Annotated in this window: 22 protein-coding genes and 1 tRNA gene; 15 read left to right on the top strand and 8 right to left on the bottom strand. The window is 63.1% G+C overall.

Annotated features, from left to right (window positions below):
• Positions 1-77: 77 nt before the first annotated feature.
• A complete protein-coding gene (locus USDA257_RS24605) occupies positions 78-965 on the top strand; it encodes a YihY/virulence factor BrkB family protein (protein ID WP_014765692.1) in 888 nt (295 codons plus the stop codon).
• Positions 966-972: 7 nt separating this feature from the next.
• Here USDA257_RS24605 and gluQRS read toward each other — a convergent pair whose 3' ends face one another.
• The gene (gene gluQRS, locus USDA257_RS24600) at positions 973-1,869 is read right to left on the bottom strand and encodes a tRNA glutamyl-Q(34) synthetase GluQRS (protein ID WP_014765691.1); all 897 of its coding nucleotides are present in this window, start codon (positions 1,867-1,869) and stop codon (positions 973-975) included.
• Between the two features lie 156 nt (positions 1,870-2,025).
• Here gluQRS and USDA257_RS24595 point away from each other — a divergent pair, with 156 nt between their 5' ends.
• Entirely contained in the window at positions 2,026-2,673 is a 648-nt protein-coding gene (locus USDA257_RS24595) for a DNA-3-methyladenine glycosylase family protein (protein ID WP_014765690.1), read from the top strand.
• Between the two features lie 106 nt (positions 2,674-2,779).
• The gene (locus USDA257_RS24590) at positions 2,780-3,337 is read left to right on the top strand and encodes an HNH endonuclease (protein WP_014765689.1); all 558 of its coding nucleotides are present in this window, start codon (positions 2,780-2,782) and stop codon (positions 3,335-3,337) included.
• Between the two features lie 90 nt (positions 3,338-3,427).
• Here USDA257_RS24590 and USDA257_RS24585 read toward each other — a convergent pair whose 3' ends face one another.
• Complete coding sequence (locus tag USDA257_RS24585; protein WP_041414634.1) at positions 3,428-3,937, bottom strand: disulfide bond formation protein B; 510 nt, start codon at positions 3,935-3,937, stop codon at positions 3,428-3,430.
• 209 nt (positions 3,938-4,146) lie between these two features.
• Between USDA257_RS24585 and USDA257_RS24580 the strand changes: the two genes are divergently transcribed.
• Positions 4,147-4,232, top strand: a tRNA-Leu gene (locus USDA257_RS24580).
• A 107-nt stretch (positions 4,233-4,339) separates the two neighbouring features.
• Here the strand turns inward: USDA257_RS24580 and USDA257_RS24575 are convergent.
• Together USDA257_RS24575 and USDA257_RS24570 are read right to left on the bottom strand one after the other, a co-directional pair.
• Positions 4,340-4,615 carry a tyrosine-type recombinase/integrase gene (locus tag USDA257_RS24575; RefSeq protein WP_223843372.1) on the bottom strand — a complete coding sequence of 92 codons (276 nt, stop codon included), beginning with the start codon at positions 4,613-4,615 and terminating at the stop codon, positions 4,340-4,342.
• A gap of 161 nt (positions 4,616-4,776) precedes the next feature.
• On the bottom strand, positions 4,777-4,983 hold the full coding sequence (locus tag USDA257_RS24570) for a hypothetical protein (RefSeq protein ID WP_014765687.1): 207 nt from the start codon (positions 4,981-4,983) through the stop codon (positions 4,777-4,779).
• A gap of 478 nt (positions 4,984-5,461) precedes the next feature.
• On the opposite strand from USDA257_RS24570, the gene USDA257_RS24565 reads away from it, so the two are divergent.
• Positions 5,462-7,102: an AMP-binding protein gene (locus USDA257_RS24565; protein WP_041414632.1), complete on the top strand. Its 1,641-nt coding sequence runs from the start codon at positions 5,462-5,464 to the stop codon at positions 7,100-7,102.
• A 230-nt stretch (positions 7,103-7,332) separates the two neighbouring features.
• Here the strand turns inward: USDA257_RS24565 and USDA257_RS24560 are convergent, their stop codons facing one another.
• The 3 genes from USDA257_RS24560 to secA form a co-directional block, all read right to left on the bottom strand.
• On the bottom strand, positions 7,333-8,607 hold the full coding sequence (locus USDA257_RS24560; RefSeq protein WP_014765685.1) for a GNAT family N-acetyltransferase: 1,275 nt from the start codon (positions 8,605-8,607) through the stop codon (positions 7,333-7,335).
• The gene (locus USDA257_RS24555) at positions 8,604-9,998 is read right to left on the bottom strand and encodes a lipopolysaccharide biosynthesis protein (protein WP_174900825.1); all 1,395 of its coding nucleotides are present in this window, start codon (positions 9,996-9,998) and stop codon (positions 8,604-8,606) included. The genes USDA257_RS24560 and USDA257_RS24555 overlap by 4 nt, the downstream gene beginning before the upstream one ends.
• Positions 9,999-10,237: 239 nt before the next feature.
• Positions 10,238-12,943 carry a preprotein translocase subunit SecA gene (secA, locus tag USDA257_RS24550; protein ID WP_014765682.1) on the bottom strand — a complete coding sequence of 902 codons (2,706 nt, stop codon included), beginning with the start codon at positions 12,941-12,943 and terminating at the stop codon, positions 10,238-10,240.
• Between the two features lie 249 nt (positions 12,944-13,192).
• Here secA and USDA257_RS24545 point away from each other — a divergent pair, with 249 nt between their 5' ends.
• The 6 genes from USDA257_RS24545 to USDA257_RS24520 all read left to right on the top strand — a co-directional run bounded on the left by USDA257_RS24545 (position 13,193) and on the right by USDA257_RS24520 (position 17,708).
• Positions 13,193-14,047, top strand: coding sequence for a peptidylprolyl isomerase (locus tag USDA257_RS24545; protein ID WP_014765681.1), 855 nt, complete (start codon positions 13,193-13,195; stop codon positions 14,045-14,047).
• Positions 14,048-14,261: 214 nt separating this feature from the next.
• Positions 14,262-15,503: a bifunctional glutamate N-acetyltransferase/amino-acid acetyltransferase ArgJ gene (argJ, locus tag USDA257_RS24540; protein ID WP_014765680.1), complete on the top strand. Its 1,242-nt coding sequence runs from the start codon at positions 14,262-14,264 to the stop codon at positions 15,501-15,503.
• A 135-nt stretch (positions 15,504-15,638) separates the two neighbouring features.
• The gene (locus USDA257_RS24535) at positions 15,639-16,445 is read left to right on the top strand and encodes a GNAT family N-acetyltransferase (RefSeq protein WP_041414631.1); all 807 of its coding nucleotides are present in this window, start codon (positions 15,639-15,641) and stop codon (positions 16,443-16,445) included.
• A 9-nt stretch (positions 16,446-16,454) separates the two neighbouring features.
• Positions 16,455-16,862 (top strand): (deoxy)nucleoside triphosphate pyrophosphohydrolase, encoded by a 408-nt coding sequence (locus tag USDA257_RS24530; RefSeq protein WP_014765678.1) that lies wholly within the window; start codon positions 16,455-16,457, stop codon positions 16,860-16,862.
• Positions 16,863-17,122: 260 nt separating this feature from the next.
• A complete protein-coding gene (locus USDA257_RS24525) occupies positions 17,123-17,443 on the top strand; it encodes a hypothetical protein (RefSeq protein ID WP_014329520.1) in 321 nt (106 codons plus the stop codon).
• A gap of 97 nt (positions 17,444-17,540) precedes the next feature.
• A complete protein-coding gene (locus USDA257_RS24520) occupies positions 17,541-17,708 on the top strand; it encodes a Flp family type IVb pilin (RefSeq protein ID WP_014765677.1) in 168 nt (55 codons plus the stop codon).
• Positions 17,709-17,723: 15 nt separating this feature from the next.
• On the opposite strand, the gene USDA257_RS24515 is transcribed toward USDA257_RS24520, so the two are convergent.
• Complete coding sequence (locus USDA257_RS24515; protein WP_014765676.1) at positions 17,724-18,623, bottom strand: methyltransferase domain-containing protein; 900 nt, start codon at positions 18,621-18,623, stop codon at positions 17,724-17,726.
• Positions 18,624-18,681: 58 nt separating this feature from the next.
• Between USDA257_RS24515 and USDA257_RS24510 the strand changes: the two genes are divergently transcribed.
• The 4 genes from USDA257_RS24510 (at position 18,682) to USDA257_RS24495 (ending at position 21,137) form a co-directional block, all read left to right on the top strand.
• Complete coding sequence (locus USDA257_RS24510) at positions 18,682-19,458, top strand: ComF family protein (protein WP_041414628.1); 777 nt, start codon at positions 18,682-18,684, stop codon at positions 19,456-19,458.
• 47 nt (positions 19,459-19,505) lie between these two features.
• Positions 19,506-19,763: a glutaredoxin 3 gene (gene grxC / locus USDA257_RS24505; protein ID WP_014765674.1), complete on the top strand. Its 258-nt coding sequence runs from the start codon at positions 19,506-19,508 to the stop codon at positions 19,761-19,763.
• A gap of 91 nt (positions 19,764-19,854) precedes the next feature.
• On the top strand, positions 19,855-20,712 hold the full coding sequence (locus tag USDA257_RS24500; protein WP_014765673.1) for a carbon-nitrogen hydrolase family protein: 858 nt from the start codon (positions 19,855-19,857) through the stop codon (positions 20,710-20,712).
• The gene (locus USDA257_RS24495; protein WP_014765672.1) at positions 20,709-21,137 is read left to right on the top strand and encodes a DUF1178 family protein; all 429 of its coding nucleotides are present in this window, start codon (positions 20,709-20,711) and stop codon (positions 21,135-21,137) included. Before USDA257_RS24500 ends, USDA257_RS24495 begins: the two co-directional genes overlap by 4 nt.
• Positions 21,138-21,152: the final 15 nt, after the last annotated feature.

Raw genomic sequence — 21,152 nt, 5'->3', positions numbered from 1 at the left:
TTGGAGGTGGCGGCGCGCCGCCGCGGGCATCGCGCACAGCCGATCATGCGGAATGCGCGGGCACCACAGGAGACGGAATGCCAGCATCGCTTCGCATCATCTGGAAGGTCGTGTTCGATGCGCTCTGGCATTTCAGCGAAGACGACGGCTGGGCGATGGCGAGCCACGTGGCCTTGTCTTCCCTGATGGCGGTTTTTCCCTTCCTGATCTTCGGCACGGCGCTCGGCAGCTTCCTAGGGGCCGATCAATTCGCCGTGACGGCCGTCCACCTGATCTTCGACGCCTGGCCCGAGTCGATCGCAAAGCCCGTCGCCGACGAGATCGTCGAGGTGCTGACCATTCAGCGCAGCGGGGTGCTGACCCTTTCCGTCGTCGCGGCCGCCTATTTCGCATCGAACGGCGTCGAGGCGCTGAGGATCGCGCTCAACAGGGCCTATCGCGTGGCCGAAAGTCGCCCCTGGTACATTACCCGGCTCGCCAGCCTCGGTTTTGTGCTTGCCGGCGTTCTTATTCTCGCCGTTGTCAGCATTCTGCTGGTTGCCGTTCCGCTCGCCGTCCGCAATGCCGACCAATGGATTCCCTGGCTCGACGCCGTGCTTGCAACCGTCGACAATTGGGGACTGGCACTGGCACTCGTGATGCTGACCGGCGGACTTCTGGTGTCGCATCTGTGGCTGCCTGACGGACACCGCAAGGTCATCGACGTCCTGCCCGGCATCCTGCTGACGCTGCTCCTGTGGTCGATCGGTGCCTATGCCTTCGCATCCTATCTGGCGACCTTCTCCAACTACGTGGCGACCTATGCCGGTCTCGCCTCGGTTGTCGTCGTGCTGGTCTTCCTCTACATGATCGGCGCGATCTTCATCATCGGTGCCGAGATCAATGCCGCGATCCTGAAATTCAGGGTAAAGCGCATGGTCGCACGCAGCTTCCAGGCGCGGGGCGATGGACCGCCTTCCCTTTAGGAAGATTCTATGTCGCGTTGAGGACCATGGCGCGCAGGTCCGACGCCGAGCGCCCGGCGGCGCGGAACGCGGCAATGCCGGTGTCCCCGTTGCTCTTCGACAGCTTCCTGCCGTCTGCACCGAGGATGAGACGGTGATGATGGTAGACCGGCTCGGGAAGATCCAGAAGCCGTTGCAGCAAGCGGTGGATGGACGTCGCGTGGTAGAGGTCGCGGCCGCGCACGACATGCGTGATGCCTTGCAGGGCATCGTCGACCACCACCGAAAGATGATAGCTCGAGGGCGCGTCCGTGCGTGACAGGACGACGTCGCCCCAAGCAGCCGGATCCGCGGCGATCAGGCCTGCTTCGCCGGCAGGACCAGCCCCCGTTTCGCGCCATTTGATCGCCTCGGCAAGGCGGCCCGCGGCCTTCGCCACGTCGAGGCGCCAGGCGTGGGGACGCCCGCTGGCGATGAGCGCCTCCTGCTCGCTCGCCGACAGGTCACGCTCGCGGCCCGGATAGAGCGGCGTTCCGTCCGGGTCGCGCGGCCATGCCTGCCCGCTCGCCTCTGCAGTGGCCACCGCCGCCTTGATCTCGCCGCGGCTCATGAAGGAAGGGTAGACGAGGCCCATGTCTCGCAAGCGCTCGAGCGCTGCCGCATAGAGTTCGAGATGATCGGATTGGCGCCGCACCGGCCGTTCCCAGCTCAGCCCCAGCCAGGCGAGGTCCTCGAAGATCGCCGCTTCGAATTCCGGACGGCAGCGCGCCCGGTCGATATCCTCGATCCGCAGAAGGAAACGTCCCCCCATTGCGCTCGCCATGTCGTGATTGATGATAGCCGACAGGGCGTGGCCGAGATGCAGCAGGCCGTTCGGGCTCGGGGCGAAGCGGAAAACCGGTTGTGCTGGCGGTGGAACGGGCATCGTGCTCCTTTGCCACGGAACCGGTATAAAGGTCATCCGCTTTCTACAGCGCCGTTCGTCTTTTCAGACGCACAAAGGATGCTGTAGCACTTTGAATTGCTGCATGTTTTTTCCGCGAGTCGGCCGCGATTCATGGAACATGCAGTAGGAGGGCGCATGCGGATCATTCGGACGATCGATGATGTCGAGGCTGGGCTGGCCGGCCTGGTGATGCTCGACGCGCGCCTCGAGCACGTCATCGACAAGGCCGGGCCGGTGCCGCTCCGGCGCACCGATCCGGGTTATCGCGGCCTGGCCAATATTATCGTTTCGCAAATGGTCTCCAAGGCGAGCGCGGCGGCGATCTGGAAGCGCATGGAAGGATCGCTCGGCGAGATCAGCGCTGCGGCCGTGCTTTCCCTTGAGGACGACGATTGCCGGCAGTTCGGTCTTTCCCGCGCCAAGGCCGATACTTTGCGGCGCGTGGCGGCAGCGACCGTGGCCGGCGAGATCGATCTCGACGGCATCTGCGACATCGAGGCGGCCGCCGCGATTCACGAGCTGACGGCGATCAAGGGCGTCGGACGCTGGACGGCGGAGGTCTATCTGCTCTTCTGCGCCGGCCATCCGGACGTCTTCCCGGCCGGCGATGTGGCGTTGCAGAACGCGATCGGCCATGCGCTCGGTTTCGAGCTGCGTCCGAGCGCGAGCGAGGTCGATTCGCTCGCCACCACTTGGTCCCCCTGGCGGAGCGTGGCAGCAAGGCTTTTCTGGGCCTATTATGCGCGTGAGATGCGGCGTGATGCGCTGCCCGTGACGTCTTGAAGGAAAAAGCGAATCCTTTGTTGGGTTTTTCTTTCTGGCTTCACAATCCTGTCGCAACGCGCCTAATATAGAAGATGCAGATGCCGAATCGCTCAGGAGAATACGCTTGACGATTGCAGTCTCACCTCAGGCCCTGCCGGCGCTTGTGCTGAACGCCGACTATCGGCCGCTGAGTTACTATCCCTTGTCGCTCTGGTCCTGGCAGGACGCGATCAAGGCGGTCTTTCTCGACCGTGTGATAATCCTTGCCGAGTACGAACATTCCGTCTCCTCGCCAAGCTTCTCGATGCGGCTGCCAAGCGTCGTCTGCCTGAAGAGCTATGTCCAGCCTTCGCGCTTTCCCGCCTTCACCCGGTTCAACGTCTTCCTGCGCGACAGGTTCGAATGCCAGTATTGCGGCTCCCCCGACGATCTGACCTTCGACCATGTGGTCCCCCGCGCCCACGGCGGCCAGACGACCTGGGAAAACGTCGTGGCGGCCTGTTCGCCCTGCAACCTGCGCAAGGGCAGCAAGCTGCCGAAGCAGGCGCACATGTTCCCGCATCAGAGGCCGTATCAGCCGACGGTGCAGGATCTGCACAACAATGGGCGGCTTTTCCCGCCGAACCATCTGCACGATAGCTGGATGGACTATCTCTACTGGGATGTCGAGCTGCAGCCATAAGGCGGCAGCCTCCTATCCAGAAGAGTTCGAAGCGATTTCTTCCTGTCCCCTGTGGTCGGACACTGCGCGTTGGTGTGCGTGGGCGCGAGCTTACGCCCTGGCGGCGCCGCGAAGCGCGATCGCCGCCAAGATCAGGCTGGCGATCACATTCCAGCCGGCGAAGGACAGGCCAAGGATGCGCAAGGCGGCGTCCGTGCAGGAGGGGGCGTGCTTGGCGTCGAGATCGCCGAGCAGATCGCCGACATTGGAGGAAATTCCCTGGGCGGTCGTCGCGCAGGTCGACGGGCCTTCCCAGAAATGCCATTCGGCACCGGCGTGATAGACGCCGATCCCGGCGCCAACAAGCATCAGGATGCCGACGATCCCGAGCAGCGCGCGGGTCGTCCAGGCCGGCAGCTTCAGGACGCTGGTGAGAATGGCGAGTAGGCCGAGCGGGATGGCGTAATAGTAGGGATCGCGCTGCAGCAGGCAGAGCGCACAGGGGATGTAGCCGCCGATATGCTCGAAACCGAGCGCACCGCCGATGGTTGCCGCCATGCCGAGCGTGACGAGTCCGGCGAAAATCAGTTGCTGGCGTTGCGCGACGGAAGCCTCGATCATCAATACCTCACAGCAGGCGGATGGACGCTGCCGGCGCAGCCCGTCCAAGCGATGCCGTCTTCTAATGTAGGAACGATCCCGCTGTAAATCGCCGGCACAAACGTCGGGCTGCACGCTTTTGTGATCGGGGTCGCGGAAATCTCAAATTGGCGGTTGACCGACGCGAAAACGATCGTGTAAATCGCAAACCGCTGACATCGCCCAGCCTTGCCCCATTGGCGGAATTGGTAGACGCGCTCGACTCAAAATCGAGTTCCCAAAAGGAGTGCTGGTTCGACCCCGGCATGGGGCACCAATACATAAATTCGGCTCTGTTTTTGTTGGATTTTTTGCCTCTAAATGTCCAGAAGGTTTTTACCCCTCTAAAAAAGCTGGACACTTTTGTTCCGTATTTGATCGGCCCTATTCGTCTTCGAAATCCTTGTTCATCAGCCCAACAGCGCTCTTGGCGAGACGCTTTTGGTTTGCTGCCTTCGTGTATCTGGTGACCTCCTTCGAGGTCGTGTGTCCCGTGATTGACATGATCTGATGCTCGGTCGCGCCGCGGTCGGCGAGCCGGCTGGCTGCTGCCTTGCGCAGCCCATGCGAACTGCAGTGCGGTAGGCCTGCCTCGTTGCACCGCTTCCGAAACCAGTTCCCGACTCCGTTGGCGGTGAATGGCCGATTAAACTCGGTCACCAAGAAAGTGAGATCGCCGCGGGGCGCCGGTTGCAATCAAGGATCAGGGTGCCACTCAAAGGGGTTAGGGATGGAGGCGACTTTTCCTGCCGTTCCTGTCAGGTATCGGGAGATCATCGAAACCCCCTCCAACACCCGTCCAGAGCTTCATCTGGTGCGGCTCATTTGGCCTTGATCACATACCGAAGGGCATCTTCGTCTCTCACTCCCGACTGGAACAACTCGATGAGCCTTCGGGCGATGGTATCGGCCTTTTCACTGTCGATTGTGATGTGCCTGGCTTCGAGCTCCTCGTCGAGAATGCCTTGGAGTAAGGTGACGTCTTCAGGCCTGAGGGGAAGAGAGTAGAAATCGTTAATCGCATACATTGCGCAACTCCCATAGATTGGGGCGAAAGCGCGATGATCTCTCAGCCAGCGGCGCCCGTGTAACTAGCCGCTGATGATCACAGTGTGCGCTTCAATTGTGGCTGTGCATAGATCCGACCGGCGCAACAAAAAAGGCCGGGCTGAACCCGACCTTCCGTCATCGCCTCCCGCCGCTGCCAGTACATCCGTGGTCAACGACGCGAGGCGTATGAATGCCTCTAATGTAAGCGCTGATTGAATTTTAATCAAATCGGATTCAAGACAGGGCTGGACACTTTTCGGAAAAGCCTAATGATTTCGCGTGAAAGTCTGGTGTCCAGAGTCATGCTAGGCCATTGAAAAATAGAATTTATTCACACCGGCATGGGGCACCACCACCGCCTGCACAGTCGAATCCAGGATTGCCCAGCCCGCACCCATTGAATTTCATGGGGCGGAGATGTTAGCTGCTGCAGCAAATTTCTGTCGCGGCAGGGCCATGTTACCGAAGATCGAGAGCTATGAGGAACTCTATCGCGAATTTCGCTGGCGGATTCCGGAGGCGTTCAACATCGGCGTCGCCGTCAGCGATGCGTGGGCGGCGCGGGATGCGGAGCGTGTCTGCCTTCAGCATTTCAGCCCCGACGGCGCGCATCGGTCGCTGACCTATGGTGCCTTTGCGGCCCGCTCCTCGGCCTTCGCCGGCGGGCTTGCCGCGCATGGCATCAAGCCGGGCGATCGCGTCGCCATCCTGCTGCCGCAGGGTTTCGAGGCGGCGATCGCCCATGCGGCGATCTATAAGCTCGGCGCGGTCGCCCTACCGCTCGCGCTGCTCTTTGGGGTCGAGGCGCTCGAGTACCGGCTTCGCGATGCGGGGGCGAGGGCGATCGTCACCAACCGGTTCGGCTACGAGCGGCTTGCGGCGATCCGGGGCGCGCTGCCGAAGCTTCGGCTGGTCGTGCTTGCGGAAGAGGAGGAACTGCCCGGCACGGTGCTTTTCGATGATCTGGTAGCAGGCGAAGGCAGTTTTGCTGCCGCCGATACCGGGCCGGACGATCCGGCTCTGATGATCTATACGTCCGGGACGACCGGGCCGCCGAAAGGCGCCTTGCACGGCCATCGCGTGCTGCTCGGTCATCTGCCCGGCTTCCAGTTCCACCATCACTTCCTGCCGCAGCCGGGCGACCGGATGTGGACGCCGGCCGATTGGGCCTGGGCAGGCGGTCTTCTCAACGCACTCTTGCCGTCGCTGTTCTTCGGCGTGCCGATGGTCTCCTCGCCGGCGCAGAAGTTCGATCCGCACATCGCGTTCCGGATCATGGAAGAGATGGACGTGCGCAACGCCTTCATTCCGCCGACGGCACTCAGACTGCTGAAATCCGTCGATCGCCCGCGCGCCCGCTACAAGCTCAATCTGAGGACGATCGCCTCGGCGGGGGAAGCGCTCGGGCGAGAGACCTTTGAATGGGCGAAAGAGGCGCTCGGCATCGAGGTCAGCGAATTCTACGGTCAGACGGAATGCAACATCGTCATCTCGTCGGCAGCCGACCTCGGCGTCCTGAAACCCGGCTCGATGGGCAAGGCCGCACCTGGCCACGAGGTGGCGATCATCGACGGCGAGGGTCGGGTGCTGCCGCCGGGCACGACAGGGCAGGTCGCCGTCAGGCGCCCCGATCCGGTGATGTTCCTCGGCTATTGGCGAAACGACAAGGCTACCGAGGCGAAGTTCATCGGCGACTGGATGACGACCGGCGACCAGGGCGTCATGGATGCGGAGGGCTATTTCACCTTCTTCGGCCGCGACGACGACGTCATCACTTCGTCCGGCTATCGCATCGGCCCAGGCGAGATCGAGGATTGCTTGGCGGGGCACCCGGACGTCCAGATGGCCGCGGCGATCGGCAAGCCGGATCCGATCCGCACCGAGATCGTCAAGGCCTATGTGGTGCTGAAGCAGGGCGTGGCGGCCGATGACGAGACTGCGGCTGCGATCCGCGGCTGGGTCAAGAACAGGCTGTCGATGCACGAATATCCGCGCGAGATCGAATTCGTCGACAGCCTGCCGCTCACCACCTCGGGCAAGGTGATCCGGCGGCTCCTGCGGGAGAGGGCCGCAGCGGAGATCACCGGCGGTTTTTGAAGAGTTACGCTGAAAGCGGAAAGACGACTACCCCCCTCTGGCCCGCCGGCCATCTCCCCCACAAGGGGGAGAATACATGCCGCTCTCTCCGCACCCTTTTGGAGCGTTCCGCTTGAGTAGCCTTTCCATTGAAGTAAGCGGCCTGCCGCGACTCTGTCCCCCCTTGTGGGGAGATGACCGGCAGGCCAGAGGGGGTGGCCTCATCGGCCTAGTTCCAAGCGGTCTGCGACCTAGCGGCCCGCCAGCGCGCGGATCTTCTCGCGCAGCAGCCGCGCCATGTTGCGGGTATTGCGGTAGAGGTGGAGCTGGGCGGCGACCTGGCGCACGTCGCGGTCGCGATTCTGCTGCAGGCCGATCACCAACGTGCCCATCTCCTCGCGCTCCTGCCAGAAGCGGGCGATCATCGGATGGTCGGGCACGGCGCAGGAATCCGAGCGGGCGATATTGGCGTCGTCGAGGTGCCATTCGGTGATTTCGGCCAGCAGCAGCTTGCCCGGCGAATATCTCGCATAATTCTCGTTGTAGGCAGTCTTCCACGTATAGGCCTCGCCGGCCATCATGAGGACGACCATAGCGGCGATCGCCTTGCCATCGAGATCGAGCGTATGGATACGGACGCTGTCGGCCTCGGCGAGATTGGTGATCGCTTCTCTCGCGAAGGCGGCGCGGAAGCGGTCCATGATCATGGCGGTGCGCTCGCGACCCTTCCAGCCGGACGCCTCGAGGGCCAGAAACTCTTCGAGACGCCAGCGGATTTCCTCCGGCCGACGTGCGACGCTATAGGCGAGCTCACCGTGTTTCCCGAGATTGTTCCACTGGCGTCTCAGTTCCTTGAAATGCCCGCGGCTGATCGCCTGGCGCAGATAGGTCGGCCCGTCGAGCAGGCTTTCGAGCATCGGCCGCTCGAAGGTGTCGGTGACCGTCAGCGGCAGGTTCTCGCCGATCGCGACGGCGCGGGCGAGCTGCGCGAACTTGCCCTTGAGCCGCACATCCGGGAGCACCAGCACCTGCGGCAGGCCCGATGAGGGGGCGGCAAGCGCCGTATAGAGGTTGCTGATCGTCTCGGCGGCATCCTCCCCATCGAGGAGCGGCACGCCGAGCGGGCCGAAGGGATTGGACCAGCCGCGAATGATCGGCGCGCCGATCGAGAATCCCGGCTTCTCGATCGAGAAGGGCATGAGAAAGCGCAGCCGGGTGCTGCGTTCGTTGTGGTCACGGATGACGGCGAGGCGGATGACCCGGTCCTCCAGCCGCGGCATGGCCGGTGCTAGGAAGCGGCCGGTGAAGAAGACGTTCGGCTCGATCGCCCGGTTGGACAGAAAATCGAGCTCGCGCTGCAGTTCGTAGCCGGACCGGGCCGGATAGATGGCGAGATGCCGCCCGGGCCGTCCCACCATCGAGGTCCGTTCGGCCTGCGCCGGGTCAAGGCCCGCCTGCGCCAGGCCGCCGAGCAGGCGGTCCGCCCTTCCGTTCGCATCTCCCGGGAACTGGATGTTACCGCTCATGGCTTGATCGCCTCGTTCTTGTCATGACCGCTCCTTGTGCCGGCAAACGCCAGGAGCGTGAAGCCAAAGGTGTGTCTCACCGCGACATGCAGGATTGCGGCTTCCGCGAACATCGCGCCGGCGGTCGCTGAGGCCGCTCCGGTCAGGCCGAAAAGCGGAATGAGCGTGACGTTCAGTGCGACATTGGTGCCGAGCGCGGCCGCATAGAGGATGACGCAGAGCTTTTGCCGCCCGGCCATCGTCAGCAGGGTCTCGGCAGGGCCGACAAAGGCCTTGGCGAGGATGCCGGCGAGCAGGATCGCCATCAAGGGTGCGCCGGCCGGGAAGGCCGGACCGAACAGCGACAGCAGCAGCGGGCCCGACAGCACGACTGCGCAGCCGATCGCCAGCGACGGCCAGAACGACCAGCGGGCGCTCTCGATGGCGATCTCCGCCAATTGGTGCCGGTCGCGCGCGGCCATGGCCGCGGCAAAGCGCGGGCCGGCAGCCGCCCTGACCGCGAACATGACGAAATGGACAAGCGCCATCGTCTTCGCCGCGGCAAAATAGATCGCCACCTCGTCGGGCTTCACATACAGGCCGACGATCACGACGTCCGAATTGGTCAGCAGGAAGCCGAAACCGTCGACGAGGAATATCGGAATGGAGACCCGCAGCCAGCGGCCAAGTTCGATTTTCATCGGCCCTCGAACGTAGTGCCGGTCGAGCCGCCAGACCATCGCGGCGAACTGCCCGAGCGTCGTCGCATAGGTCGCCGCCAGCGCTGCGGCCATCGCCGTCGTCGCGTCGTGCGGCAGGCCGGCGATTGTCGCCAGGACCATGAAGGCGAGGATCAGCAAGGGCCGGATGATATAGGTCGGGCTCATTGCCGCAATCGGCCAACTATGGGCCCGGGCCGTACCGTCCATCACGTCGCCGAGGGCAATCATCGGCAGGGTGAAGAGGCCGAGAAAGAGCGGGACGATGTAATAGCCTTCGATCGCCGCGCCGAAGAGCCACAGACCAGCCGCTCCGAAGGCGGCAAAGGCGCTTGCGGAAAGGAGCGCAAAAATGCGCGCCGTCGTCGTCAGGCCGCGAATTTCCGCAAGCGCGGAGGTGGTGCTGTATTCCGGCAGGAAGCGGATGACAGCCGCGTGCAGTCCGAGGCAGCAGAGATTGCCGAAAAGGACAGCCATCACCCAGACGAAGATGAAGATACCGTATTCGAACTCCCCCAGCAGACGCGCCAGGAAGATTTGCGAAATAAAGGCTATTGCCGCGCTGAGAATGCGGATCGCAAAGGCGATCAGGGCCATTCGCTGCGCGCGGCTGCGGGAATCGGAGCCGGTGAGCGTGGGCAGAAGCCGCTGCAGCGAAGGTGACAGGCGGTGCCTCAGCGCCGACGGCAGCATTCGTCCGGCCGTTTGACATACCGCCATCAACACGAAGACACCCTGAGATTACGCAATACAGGGCATCACTTCTGCCAGAACAGCGTTAACAAACGGTTCAGCAGCCTGCGGTCTGCTCTCTCAGGTCGGAGCCGATTCGAGGAAAGACATGCCGCCCGCAGCGACCTTCGTGCCGCCGAAACGGCGCACGACGTTGTAGATCGCCGGATGCGAAAATGCCGCCCGGGGGCGGCAATTCCTCAAGCTTCGTAGATTCCGTGGCAATGCTTGTATTTCTTGCCCGAACCGCAGGGGCACGGCTCGTTGCGCGCCACTTTGCCCCAGGTGGAGGGCTCGGCCGGATTGCGATTTGCCGGCGCGGCGGCGAGAAGCGGCGCCTGCGCGAAATCGTCCTCGCCGGTAATCGGGTCGATGTGGTGGCCCTGCATCGGCGGCAGCGGCTGCGGCTCCTGCGGCGACTCGCGCATCAGTTCGACGCGCATCAACTGGGCCGAGACCGCCTGGCGGAGATTGACGAGCAGAGCCTGGAAGAGCTCGAAGGCCTCCGACTTGTATTCCTGCAGCGGATCGCGCTGGGCGTAGCCGCGGAAGCCGATGACGGAACGGAGATGGTCGAGGTTGACGATATGCTCGCGCCAGAGGTGGTCGAGCGTCTGCAGGACCACCGAGCGTTCGACATATTGCATGATCTCCGGTCCGAAGCGTTCCGCGCGCTCGGCGGCAGCCTTGTCGGCGGCGGCCGTGACGCGCTCGAGAATGTCGTCCTCGGCGATGCCTTCCTCGGCGGCCCATTCGGTGATCGGGAGATCGAGGTTGAGATATTGCTGGACGTCGGCCTTGAGGCCCTCGACATCCCATTGCTCGGCATAGGCCCGCTCGGGAATGCGCTTGCCGACGATGTCCTCGATCACTTCGTTGCGCATGTCGGTGACCGTGTCGGTGACATTCTCCGCATCCATTAGTTCGATGCGTTGCTCGAAGATGACCTTACGCTGGTCGTTGAGCACGTCGTCATATTTCAGCAGGTTCTTGCGGATATCGAAGTTGCGGGCCTCGACCTTCTTCTGGGCGCGTTCGAGCGCCTTGTTGATCCAGGGATGGACGATCGCTTCGCCCTCCTTGAGGCCAAGCTTCTGCAGCATGCCGTCCATGCGGTCGGAGCCGAAGATGCGCATCAGGTCGTCCTGTATCGACAGGTAGAACTTCGAGCGGCCCGGGTCACCCTGACGGCCGGACCGGCCACGCAGCTGGTTGTCGATGCGGCGGCTTTCGTGCCGTTCGGTGGCAAGGACGTAGAGGCCGCCGGCGGCGAGCGCCTTCTCCTTGAGCTTCTGCACTTCTTCGCGGATCGCCTTTTCACGCGCTTCGCGGTCCGGGCCCGGCTCGACGTCGGCCAGCTCCTGCTGGATGCGCATGTCCGGGTTGCCGCCGAGCTGGATGTCGGTGCCGCGGCCGGCCATGTTGGTGGCGATCGTGACGGCGCCCGGCACGCCGGCCTGGGCGACGATAAAGGCTTCCTGCTCGTGATAGCGGGCGTTCAGCACCTGGAACTTCGAGAAGCCGCTCTTCTTCAGCATGTCGGCGAGCAGCTCGGATTTCTCGATCGAGGTGGTGCCGACAAGCATCGGCTGGCCGCGCTCGTTAGCCGCCTTGATCTCGTCGATGATCGCCTTGTATTTCTCGCCCGCGGTCCGGTAGACCTCGTCGTCCTCATCGAGGCGCATGATCGGCAGGTTGGTCGGGACTTCGATCACTTCGAGGCCGTAGATATTGCCGAATTCCTCGGCTTCCGTCGCTGCCGTACCGGTCATCCCGGCCAGCTTCTCGTACATCCGGAAATAGTTCTGGAAGGTGATCGAGGCGAGCGTCTGGTTCTCGGGCTGGATCTGCACCTTTTCCTTGGCCTCGAGCGCCTGATGCTGTCCCTCGGAGTAGCGGCGCCCCGGCATCATGCGGCCGGTGAACTCGTCGATGATGACGATCTCGTCGTTGCGTACGATGTAGTCCTTGTCGCGCTGGAAGAGCTTGTGGGCTTTCAGCGCGTTGTTGACGTGGTGGACGATCGCGACGTTCTCGATGTCGTAGAGCGATTCACCCTTCAGGAGCCCGGCCTGCCGCAGCAGGTTCTCGAGCTTCTCGGTGCCGTCCTCCGAGAAATTGGCCGAGCGCTGCTTTTCGTCGATCTCGTAGTCTTCCGGCGACAGCAGCGGAATGAAGTCGTTGATAGTGTTGTAGAGATCGGAGCGGTCGTCGAGCGGGCCGGAGATGATCAACGGCGTGCGCGCTTCGTCGACCAGGATCGAGTCGACTTCGTCGACGATCGCGAAGAAGTGACCGCGCTGCACCATCTGGGCGCGCTCGTATTTCATGTTGTCGCGCAGATAGTCGAAGCCGAGTTCGTTGTTGGTCGCGTAGGTGACGTCGCACGCATAGGCGTCGCGGCGCTGTTCGTCGGTCAGCCCGTGGATGATGACGCCGGTCGTCAAACCGAGGAAGCCGTAGATGCGGCCCATCATGCCGGCGTCACGCTGGGCGAGGTAGTCGTTGACGGTGACCACATGCACGCCCTTGCCGGCCACGGCGTTCAGGTAGACGGGCAGCGTCGCGACGAGCGTCTTGCCTTCGCCGGTCTTCATCTCGGCGATGGCGCGCTCGTGCAGGATCATCCCGCCGATGAGCTGGACGTCGAAGGGGCGCAGGCCGAGGACGCGGCGCGCCGCCTCCCGCACGACCGCGAAGGCCGGCACGAGGATGTCGTCGAGGGTCTTGCCTTCGCCGAGCTCCCGGCGAAATTCCGCCGTCTTTGCAGCAAGCGCTTCGTCGCTCAGCGCTTTCATTTCGGCTTCGAGAGCGTTGATCGCATCCACCCGACCCTGGTAGCCGCGGACGCGGCGATCGTTGGCAGAACCAAACAACTTGCGGGCAAGGCCGCCGAGACTGACCATCCGAATGGTCCTTTCCTTATTTATCGCCCTGGGGGTTTCAGGTTCCGGTTCGAAAAACCGTCTGACGCCGTGAAACGCCCGGAAACTGTTCTGGACGCGAGGTTGCGTGACAGATAAGAGGGGGGTCGGATTATGTCAACGCACTTGCGCGGCCGGACGGCTACAGAACCGCCATATTGTGGTGTTGTGCAGCCCTCTCGAAGGGCCGGAGCCAATCGCGCTGGCGGCCAATGGTGAAAGGTTAGAATCATGTCTAGATACAAGACCCTGGCGGCAGCGGCACTGATCGCGATGATGGCGGCAGGCGTTGCCCGCGCCGAAGGGACCGATCCGGTCATCGCGAAGGTCGGCGACCAGGAAATTCGCCAGTCGGAGCTGGACCTCGCGATCACCAGCCTCGATCCGCAGCTCCAACGGATGCCGGAGGAGCAGAAGCGCGCCGCGGCCCTTTCCGCCGTCATCGACGTCAAGCTGCTCGTCAAGGATGCCGAGAAGGAAGGTCTGCAGAACGACGCGACGTTCAAGCAGCGCGTCGCCTTCCTGACCGAGCGTGAACTTCACAACGCCTTCTTCAAGAAGCACGTCGTTGATGCGGTGACGAAGGAAGAGGTGAAGGCGCGCTACGATAAGGAAATCGCAGCCATTCCGGCTCAGGAAGAGGTGAAGGCGCGCCACATCCTCGTCAAGACCGAGGACGAGGCCAAGGCGATCATCAAGGAATTGGACGCGGGCAAGAGCTTCGTCGAACTCGCCAAGGCCAAGTCCACCGACCCGAACAAGGAAGATGGCGGCGACCTCGGCTACTTCACCAAGGGCCGGATGGTCCCGGAATTCGAGACGGCTGCTTTCGCGCTCGAGAAAGGCGCCTATACCAAGACGCCGGTCAAGTCCCAGTTCGGCTTCCATGTGATCCTGGTCGAAGACAAGCGCCCGCAGGCGCCGCCGGCGCTTGAACAGGTCGAGCCCCAGGTTCGCCAGCTCGTCATGCGCGACAAGTACCTTGCGCTGCTGGATACCGCAAAAAAGGCGACCGGCGTGGAGATTTCCGATCCGGAACTGAAGAAGGCCTATGACGAGGCCGGTAAGGCGCGCGAAGTCCAATAAGTTCGCCGCGCCGGAGCGGAGTGGAGGCCTGCGTCGCCGTCCCCGCTCACTGTAGATGAAAGATCGGGATGCCCGGCGGCTGAATGCCGTTCGGGCATTTCTCGCACCACCTAGAGCGGGATGCGGAAAGGTGTGAGCGGTTTTCCGCCCGCATGCCGCTCTAAATCACTAGATCGATCACATCGTGATCCACGACTTTCAAACAGGGTTCGCCATGTCCGGTTCCGTTTCTCCGCTTGCTCCGAAAACCTTTACCGAAATTCCGGCTCTTCGCGGTGTGCGCATGGCGACCGCCGCCGCCGGGATCAAGTACAAGAACCGCACGGACGTGCTGATGATGGTGTTCGACCAGCCTGCGGCGGTCGCCGGTGTCTTCACCCGCTCGAAATGCCCGTCGGCCCCTGTCGACTTCTGCCGCAAGAACCTTCCCGGCGGCCGTGCGCGCGCCGTCGTCGTCAATTCGGGCAATGCCAATGCCTTCACCGGCAAGAAGGGAAGGGAAGCGACCGAGCTCACCGCGCAATCCGCGGCCAGGGCGGTCGGCTGCAGCGAAGACGAGATCTTCCTGGCGTCGACGGGGGTGATCGGCGAGCCGCTCGATGCCACCAAGTTCGCCGGCGTGCTCGACGGCCTTGCGGTGTCGGGCACAGAGGACTTCTGGTTCGAGGCGGCCAAGGCGATCATGACCACCGACACCTATCCGAAGGTTGCGACACGCAGCGCCGAGATCGGCGGCGTCAAGGTGACGATCAATGGCATCGCCAAGGGTGCGGGCATGATCGCGCCGGACATGGCGACCATGCTTTCCTTCGTGGTGACCGACGCCGATATTGCGCCGGCTGCGCTTCAGGCGCTGCTTTCGGCCGGCGTCGGCCCGAGCTTCAATTCCGTGACGGTCGACAGCGATACGTCCACCTCCGACACGCTGATGCTATTTGCGACCGGCGCCGCGGCAATGGACGGTCAGGCGAGGGTCGAGGATGCGGGCGATCCGCGGCTTCAATCCTTCCGCCCGGCGCTCAACGACTTGCTGCGCGAACTGGCACTGCAGGTGGTGCGCGACGGCGAAGGCGCGCGCAAGATGGTGGAAGTGACCGTCGAGGGCGCCGAGAACGACGCTGCCGCCAAGCGCATCGCCCTTTCGATAGCCAATTCGCCGCTCGTCAAGACGGCTGTTGCCGGCGAGGACGCGAACTGGGGCCGGGTGGTCATGGCCGTCGGCAAGTCCGGCGAGATGGCCGAGCGCGACAGGCTGGCGATCTGGTTCGGCGACGTGCGCGTCGCCGTCGAGGGCGAGCGCGATCCGGCCTATTCGGAAGCGGCGGCGACCGCCGTGATGAAAGGCGAGGACATTCCGATCCGCGTCGATATCGGCCTCGGCCCTGGCCGCGCCACGGTCTATACCTGCGACCTCACCAAGGAATATGTTGAGATCAACGGCGACTACAGAAGCTGACGCGGGTCGCTTGCGGCATCGAGGCTACCGCATCTTTCCTTAAATCCTAGCCGATTTAAGGATAAATCATGCGGCAATTCAAAGCGCTACAGCGACCTTTGCGCGTCTGACAAGACGCGCGGCGCTGTAGGGAATATGACATCGAACGACAGACGGCCGCCGGTCGGCGGGGCGGTTGGAGCAAGCATGGTTGATCTTCCGAGTGTCCGGCGGCTCGAAGCGGTGGGTTTCCGCGCCTGGCCTGCGTCCACGGTCCTTTACGACGGCAGCTGGTTGATCCGGCTGACCGCCGGGCATTCCTCCAAGCGCCTGAATTCGATCAATCCGCTCGATCCGTCCGATTACCGCGACATTGGCACCCGGCTCGCGAAGGCGGCGCGGCGCTTTTCCGAACACGGCCGCCCGCTCACCGTCCGGCAGACGCCGCTCACGCCACCGCAACTCATCGCCTACATGGATGGCGAAGGCTGGACTTCCTTCAGCCACAGCCTGCTCATGGAACTCGATCTGACGCAGAGCGAACCCGGCGAGGGCATGGACCACCTGCCGATCAAGGACCTCGGTCGTTTCGTCGATGCCCGGATCCAGATCGGCAATGACGATCCGGCGATCAAGCCGGCACTGACCGAAATCATCACCGCGATCAAACCCGAATGCGGGCTGTTTCTCTTCGAGGATCGCGACATCGGGCCGACGGCCGTGTCGCTCGTCGTTCACGACAACGACCTTGCCGGCATCATGCAGTTCTCGGTCGCCGAGTCGGTCAGGCGCAGGGGCGTCGGCCGGGCGCTGCTCGACGCGTCGCTGCGCTGGGCGCGCCTGCGCGGCGCGAGAAAGGCCTGGCTGCAGGTGGAAGCCGCCAACGCGGCGGCCGTCGCGCTTTACCGCAAGGCCGGCTTCGCAGAGGTCTATCGTTACCTATATCGCGCACCGAGGGTGTAGAGCATGGACATGCAAAAGAAGAGGATCGTGCTCGTTGCAGCCTGCGCGCTGGTCGACTCGGACGGGCGCATTCTGCTGGCGCAACGGCCCGAGGGAAAGCCGCTTGCCGGTCTCTGGGAGTTCCCCGGCGGCAAGGTCGAGGCCGGCGAAACGCCGGAGGAGACGCTGATCCGCGAACTCGAAGAGGAACTTGGAATTCGCACAAAGGTCGCCTGCCTCGCGCCCCTGACCTTCGCGAGCCACAGCTACGACGATTTCCACCTCTTGATGCCGCTATACGTCTGCCGGCGCTACGAGGGATTTGCCGAGGGGCGCGAGGGCCAGTTGATCAAATGGGTACGCCCCAAGGCACTGCGCGATTATCCGATGCCGCCCGCGGACGAGCCGCTGATCCCGTTCCTGATGGACTTGCTTTAGAAGGATGGCGCAAGCTGGTTTCCGCAGCCTCCGGATTTATGAAATTTGGTGGCGATCGGGGGATAATCCGCCTGTGCGCGTTTCAATTCCCCTAAATTCTAAGATTTATTAATCAAAAGTTTATCACCCTCATCCACAATCGAGCCTATCAGTTTCGGCGCTCCGGTCTATCGGGCGGCGCCGGTTTCGAGCAGCTGTGGTGAGGTCGAAGCTTGGGAAGGGTGCTTCGCCCCGCTCTCTGAGATGTTTGTGAGGCTGGAATGGTGGACGAGGATTTCTGGAGGACAGTTCAGGACAAGGATCTGGTGGCGAGCCAGTCCCGCCGGACGGGCGTGCTCAATCTGTCGCTGCTGTTCGGAACGGCAGTGATCGCGCTGACGCTGATCCTGACGCCGATGCTTTCATCCAAGAGCGACAAGCGGATGCTCGCAAATACGCCGATCGACTACGACAATATTTCCACCGGCTCGATTCCCTCCGGCGGCACTGCGAAGCGTTACACCGTCCGCCGCAGCGTGCTTCAGGAAATGCCCGGCGCCGTCTGCATCATCGATGCAAACGGCAGCAAGAGCGGCTGCTGACCGGCAGTACGTCGCCTCGCTGCTGCGGTTGACCAATAGGGCGGTCGAGCCCGGCCGTCATCGAGGCGCATAGATGCAACGGTGCCTTGGAGGCCGCATGGAAAAGCTGAGACGCCTCGTCCGGAACCAAGACGGCGCCACGGCCGTGGAGTACGGCCTCATCGCAGCCCTGATATCCGTCGGCCTTCTCCTCGGTCTGGAGAGTTTCGGGGCCGGCCTCGAGGAAGTCCTGACCCATATCTCGAACACGATCGAAGCCGCCTAATAGGTCACAGGCGGATCACGACCGCTTTCCCGCACCCTTCAGCGGGTGCTCGCTTACCCCAAGCGCTTCCGACAGCCTCTGCTTCGCCGATCCCGGCTTCAGTGGCTTTTGCTGGCTTTCGTGCGGCGCCCAGCCCGAGACATAGATGATCGAGAAGGTCGCGCGGATCCGGCCATCCGGATCGGAGAAGCGTTCCGCATAGATTTCGGCCGCTCTCAGGAAGAAGCGCCGCGGCATCGGTCTGCGGCTGCGTGCCGCGAGCGGGTTGGTCATGCCCATAGCCCTCAGATCCCTAAGAAGCCCGAAGAGCGAATCGTAGCGAACCGTGTAGGTCTCGGCGTCGGCGACCGGCAGGGCGAATCCCGCACGCTGAAGAAGCGCGCCCATGTCGCGGACATCGGCAAACGGAACCACTCTCGGGCTTGCTCCACCGGTCAGTTCTGCCTCTGCCGCCAACAGGGATTCGCGAAGCTCCTGGAGCGTGCCGCTGCCCGGGATCGCGGCAAGGAACAGCCCGTCCGGCTTGAGGGCGCGACGCGCCTGAATGAAGACTCCAGGCGTATCGTTGGTGAGATGCAACGAGAGCGGCGAGACCAGCAGATTGAGAGACTGCGCTTCGGCCGGGATGCGCTCGAGCGGGGCGACGGTAACCGGAGCAGCGGCCGATCCGAAGCCTTCGTCCGTTTCCACCCGCTCGATGGTCTCGACCTTGCCCGTCTCGGCGAGACGCGCCGCCGTGGCGCCAGTATAGCCGTGCAGTTCCATCGCCTTGTCGAAATGCCGTTCCACCACGCTGACGCGCTCGGCGAGTTCCTGCGCCACGATATCGAGAAGGAAGGTCGCCTTGGCGTCGCCACCCTGCAGCGCGCGACGGCGGTGCGCCTCAACGAGGCTCTGGTCAAAGATGATTTCCACGATACTCTCTCCGAAATCACGGACGCAAAGAAACCCTGAAGGGGATAAAGTCAACCTTATGGAACGGGACGGTTGGAGAAATCGGGCGGAGCGCTGGAAATCGCTGATCAGGGAGATCGGAGCTGCGACGGTCAATCTCGTCTTTCCGCCGGTCTGCTGCGGTTGCGGACGGCTGACCGGCGATGCGCGTGCCGTCTGCCCCTCCTGTTGGGCGGGGCTACGCCTGATAGAGCGACCCTATTGCGAGGTCCTCGGTTCGCCTTTCGCCGTCGATCCGGGCTCGGGCGCCGTTTCTCCCCAAGCGATTGCCAATCCGCCGGTGTTCGACCGGTTGCGTTCCGTTTCCCTTCACGAGGGGATCGCCCGCGATCTGGTGCACGGCCTGAAATATCGCGACCGCACCGATCTCGCCTCGATGATGGCCGAATGGATGATCCGGGCCAGCGATGGCACAGTTGCGGCGGCCGATATGATCGTGCCGGTGCCGCTCCACGCTTTTCGGCTCTGGCGGCGGAAGTTCAACCAGTCGGCGGAGCTCGCTCGCTGCATCTCCGAACGCGCCGGCAAGCCCTATCGACCGGAGACGCTTCACCGTGTCAGACGTACCCGCCGGCAGGTCGGGCTCGCCGCGCGGGCACGCGAGGAGAATGTCCGCGGCGCCTTTGCCGTAGCCGAGAGCGCCAGGCCCGGCCTCGAGGGGAAACGCATCGTGCTCGTCGACGACGTCTATACGACGGGCGCAACGGTCTCGGCCGCGACCCGCGCGTTGAAGCGGGCGGGTGCTGGAGACGTTACGGTTTTGACCTTTGCAATGGCGATGCCCGAGCCTATATGACGAAAAAATGTCCGGCGACGATGCCGGTGAAGGAGCAGTTCGGAATCATGGCTTCGGTCGTTATTTATACGCGTCAGTTCTGTGGTTATTGCACGAGAGCGAAGAAGCTTCTGGAGAGCAAGGGCATCGATTTCGTCGAGCACGACGCGACCTATGACCCGTCGCTTCGCCAGACGATGATTGAAAGATCTAATGGCGGCAGGACCTTTCCGCAGATCTTCATCAACGACGTGCCCGTTGGCGGATGTGATGACCTGCATGCGCTCGATCGTGCCGGCAAGCTCGACGAGATGCTCGCCGCTTGAGTTGAGGTGAAGCGCGCAGTATCGCACGAAAGGCGGAAGGAATGATCTGGGTCGCGTCGACTGGTTCCTTTCCGCTGGGGAGAATATGGCAATGACGTTCAAGGCTGCAGCCGTCCAGATGTGTTCCGGCGTCGATCCCGCGAGGAACGTCGAAACGATGGCGAAGCTGGTGCGCGAAGCCGCGTTCCAAGGCGCCAGCTACATCCAGACGCCCGAAATGACCGGTGCCATCCAGCGCGACCGGTCGGGGCTGCGTTCGGTGCTGAGAGACGAAGCCGACGACCCCGTCGTCCAGGAGGCGGCGCATCTTGCCGGCGAGCTTGGCGTCTATCTTCATGTCGGTTCGACGCCGATCGGTCTTACAGATGGGAAGGTTGCCAATCGCGGTTTCCTGTTCGGGCCGGATGGGGAGAAGATCTGCGACTACGACAAGATCCACATGTTCGACGTGGATCTCGACAATGGCGAGAGCTGGCGCGAGAGTGCCGTCTATCGCCCCGGCGCCACCGCGCGCATGGTCGATCTTCCCTTCGCTAAGTTGGGTTTTGCGATCTGCTATGATGTCCGCTTTCCGGAGCTCTTCCGCCAGCAGGCGGTCGCCGGCGCGGAAATCATGTCGGTGCCGGCGGCCTTCACGCGCCAGACCGGCGAGGCACACTGGGAAGTCCTGCTCAGGGCGCGAGCCATCGAGAACGGCCTCTTCGTCGTCGCCGCTGCCCAGGCGGGGCAGCACGAGGACGGGCGGGAGACCTTCGGACATTCGATGATCATCGATCCCTGGGGCAGGGTGCTCGCCCAGGCCGGACCTGCCGGCGAAGCGGTCCTCGTCGCGGAGATCGACGTGGCGGCGGTGAATGGTGCGCGGGCGCGGATCCCCAATTTGAAGAACGCCCGCGATTTCGTCCTCGACGAAGTGGTCCCGACCGGCAAAGGAGGCGTTGCAGCTTGATCCGCTACAATCTCTCCTGCGACAATGGCCATGGTTTCGAAGGCTGGTTTTCGTCGAGCGACGACTTCGACCGACAGGCCAAAAGTCATCTCGTCACCTGTCCCGCCTGTGGTTCCGGCTCCGTCAGCAAGCAGTTGATGGCGCCCACCGTTTCCACGGCGCGCAAGAAGGAAGCCCGGCAGGCGCTTGTCATGGACCAAGCGCAGAAGGAGACGATCGCCAAGCTCAGGGACATGGTGAAAACGATCCGCGCCAACGCCGAAGACGTCGGCGAACGCTTTCCCGAAGAGGCCCGCAAGATCCACTACGGCGAGGCCGATCAACGCGGCTTGATCGGCAAGGCAACGGCGGAAGAGGCAACCGCGCTTCTCGAGGAAGGCATCGAGATCGCGCCGTTGCCGGTGCTTCCGGACGACACGAACTGAGCGCTGCGATGTCGC

This window comes from Sinorhizobium fredii USDA 257 (assembly GCF_000265205.3).
GTDB classification, from domain to species: Bacteria; Pseudomonadota; Alphaproteobacteria; order Rhizobiales; family Rhizobiaceae; genus Sinorhizobium; species Sinorhizobium fredii_B.
This window is presented reverse-complemented; position numbering and strand designations above follow the sequence as displayed.

Excerpts from the sequence above, each read along its gene's own strand:
- USDA257_RS24605 (WP_014765692.1), top strand. The coding sequence starts at position 78 with ATGCCAGCATCGCTTCGCATCATCTGGAAGGTCGTGTTCGATGCGCTC.
- gluQRS (WP_014765691.1), bottom strand. The coding sequence starts at position 1,869 with ATGCCCGTTCCACCGCCAGCACAACCGGTTTTCCGCTTCGCCCCGAGC.
- USDA257_RS24595 (WP_014765690.1), top strand. The coding sequence starts at position 2,026 with ATGCGGATCATTCGGACGATCGATGATGTCGAGGCTGGGCTGGCCGGC.
- USDA257_RS24585 (WP_041414634.1), bottom strand. The coding sequence starts at position 3,937 with ATGATCGAGGCTTCCGTCGCGCAACGCCAGCAACTGATTTTCGCCGGA.
- USDA257_RS24570 (WP_014765687.1), bottom strand. The coding sequence starts at position 4,983 with ATGTATGCGATTAACGATTTCTACTCTCTTCCCCTCAGGCCTGAAGAC.
- USDA257_RS24565 (WP_041414632.1), top strand. The coding sequence starts at position 5,462 with ATGTTACCGAAGATCGAGAGCTATGAGGAACTCTATCGCGAATTTCGC.
- USDA257_RS24560 (WP_014765685.1), bottom strand. The coding sequence starts at position 8,607 with ATGAGCGGTAACATCCAGTTCCCGGGAGATGCGAACGGAAGGGCGGAC.
- USDA257_RS24555 (WP_174900825.1), bottom strand. The coding sequence starts at position 9,998 with ATGCTGCCGTCGGCGCTGAGGCACCGCCTGTCACCTTCGCTGCAGCGG.
- secA (WP_014765682.1), bottom strand. The coding sequence starts at position 12,943 with ATGGTCAGTCTCGGCGGCCTTGCCCGCAAGTTGTTTGGTTCTGCCAAC.
- USDA257_RS24545 (WP_014765681.1), top strand. The coding sequence starts at position 13,193 with ATGTCTAGATACAAGACCCTGGCGGCAGCGGCACTGATCGCGATGATG.
- argJ (WP_014765680.1), top strand. The coding sequence starts at position 14,262 with ATGTCCGGTTCCGTTTCTCCGCTTGCTCCGAAAACCTTTACCGAAATT.
- USDA257_RS24535 (WP_041414631.1), top strand. The coding sequence starts at position 15,639 with ATGACATCGAACGACAGACGGCCGCCGGTCGGCGGGGCGGTTGGAGCA.
- USDA257_RS24530 (WP_014765678.1), top strand. The coding sequence starts at position 16,455 with ATGCAAAAGAAGAGGATCGTGCTCGTTGCAGCCTGCGCGCTGGTCGAC.
- USDA257_RS24525 (WP_014329520.1), top strand. The coding sequence starts at position 17,123 with ATGGTGGACGAGGATTTCTGGAGGACAGTTCAGGACAAGGATCTGGTG.
- USDA257_RS24520 (WP_014765677.1), top strand. The coding sequence starts at position 17,541 with ATGGAAAAGCTGAGACGCCTCGTCCGGAACCAAGACGGCGCCACGGCC.
- USDA257_RS24510 (WP_041414628.1), top strand. The coding sequence starts at position 18,682 with ATGGAACGGGACGGTTGGAGAAATCGGGCGGAGCGCTGGAAATCGCTG.
- grxC (WP_014765674.1), top strand. The coding sequence starts at position 19,506 with ATGGCTTCGGTCGTTATTTATACGCGTCAGTTCTGTGGTTATTGCACG.
- USDA257_RS24500 (WP_014765673.1), top strand. The coding sequence starts at position 19,855 with ATGACGTTCAAGGCTGCAGCCGTCCAGATGTGTTCCGGCGTCGATCCC.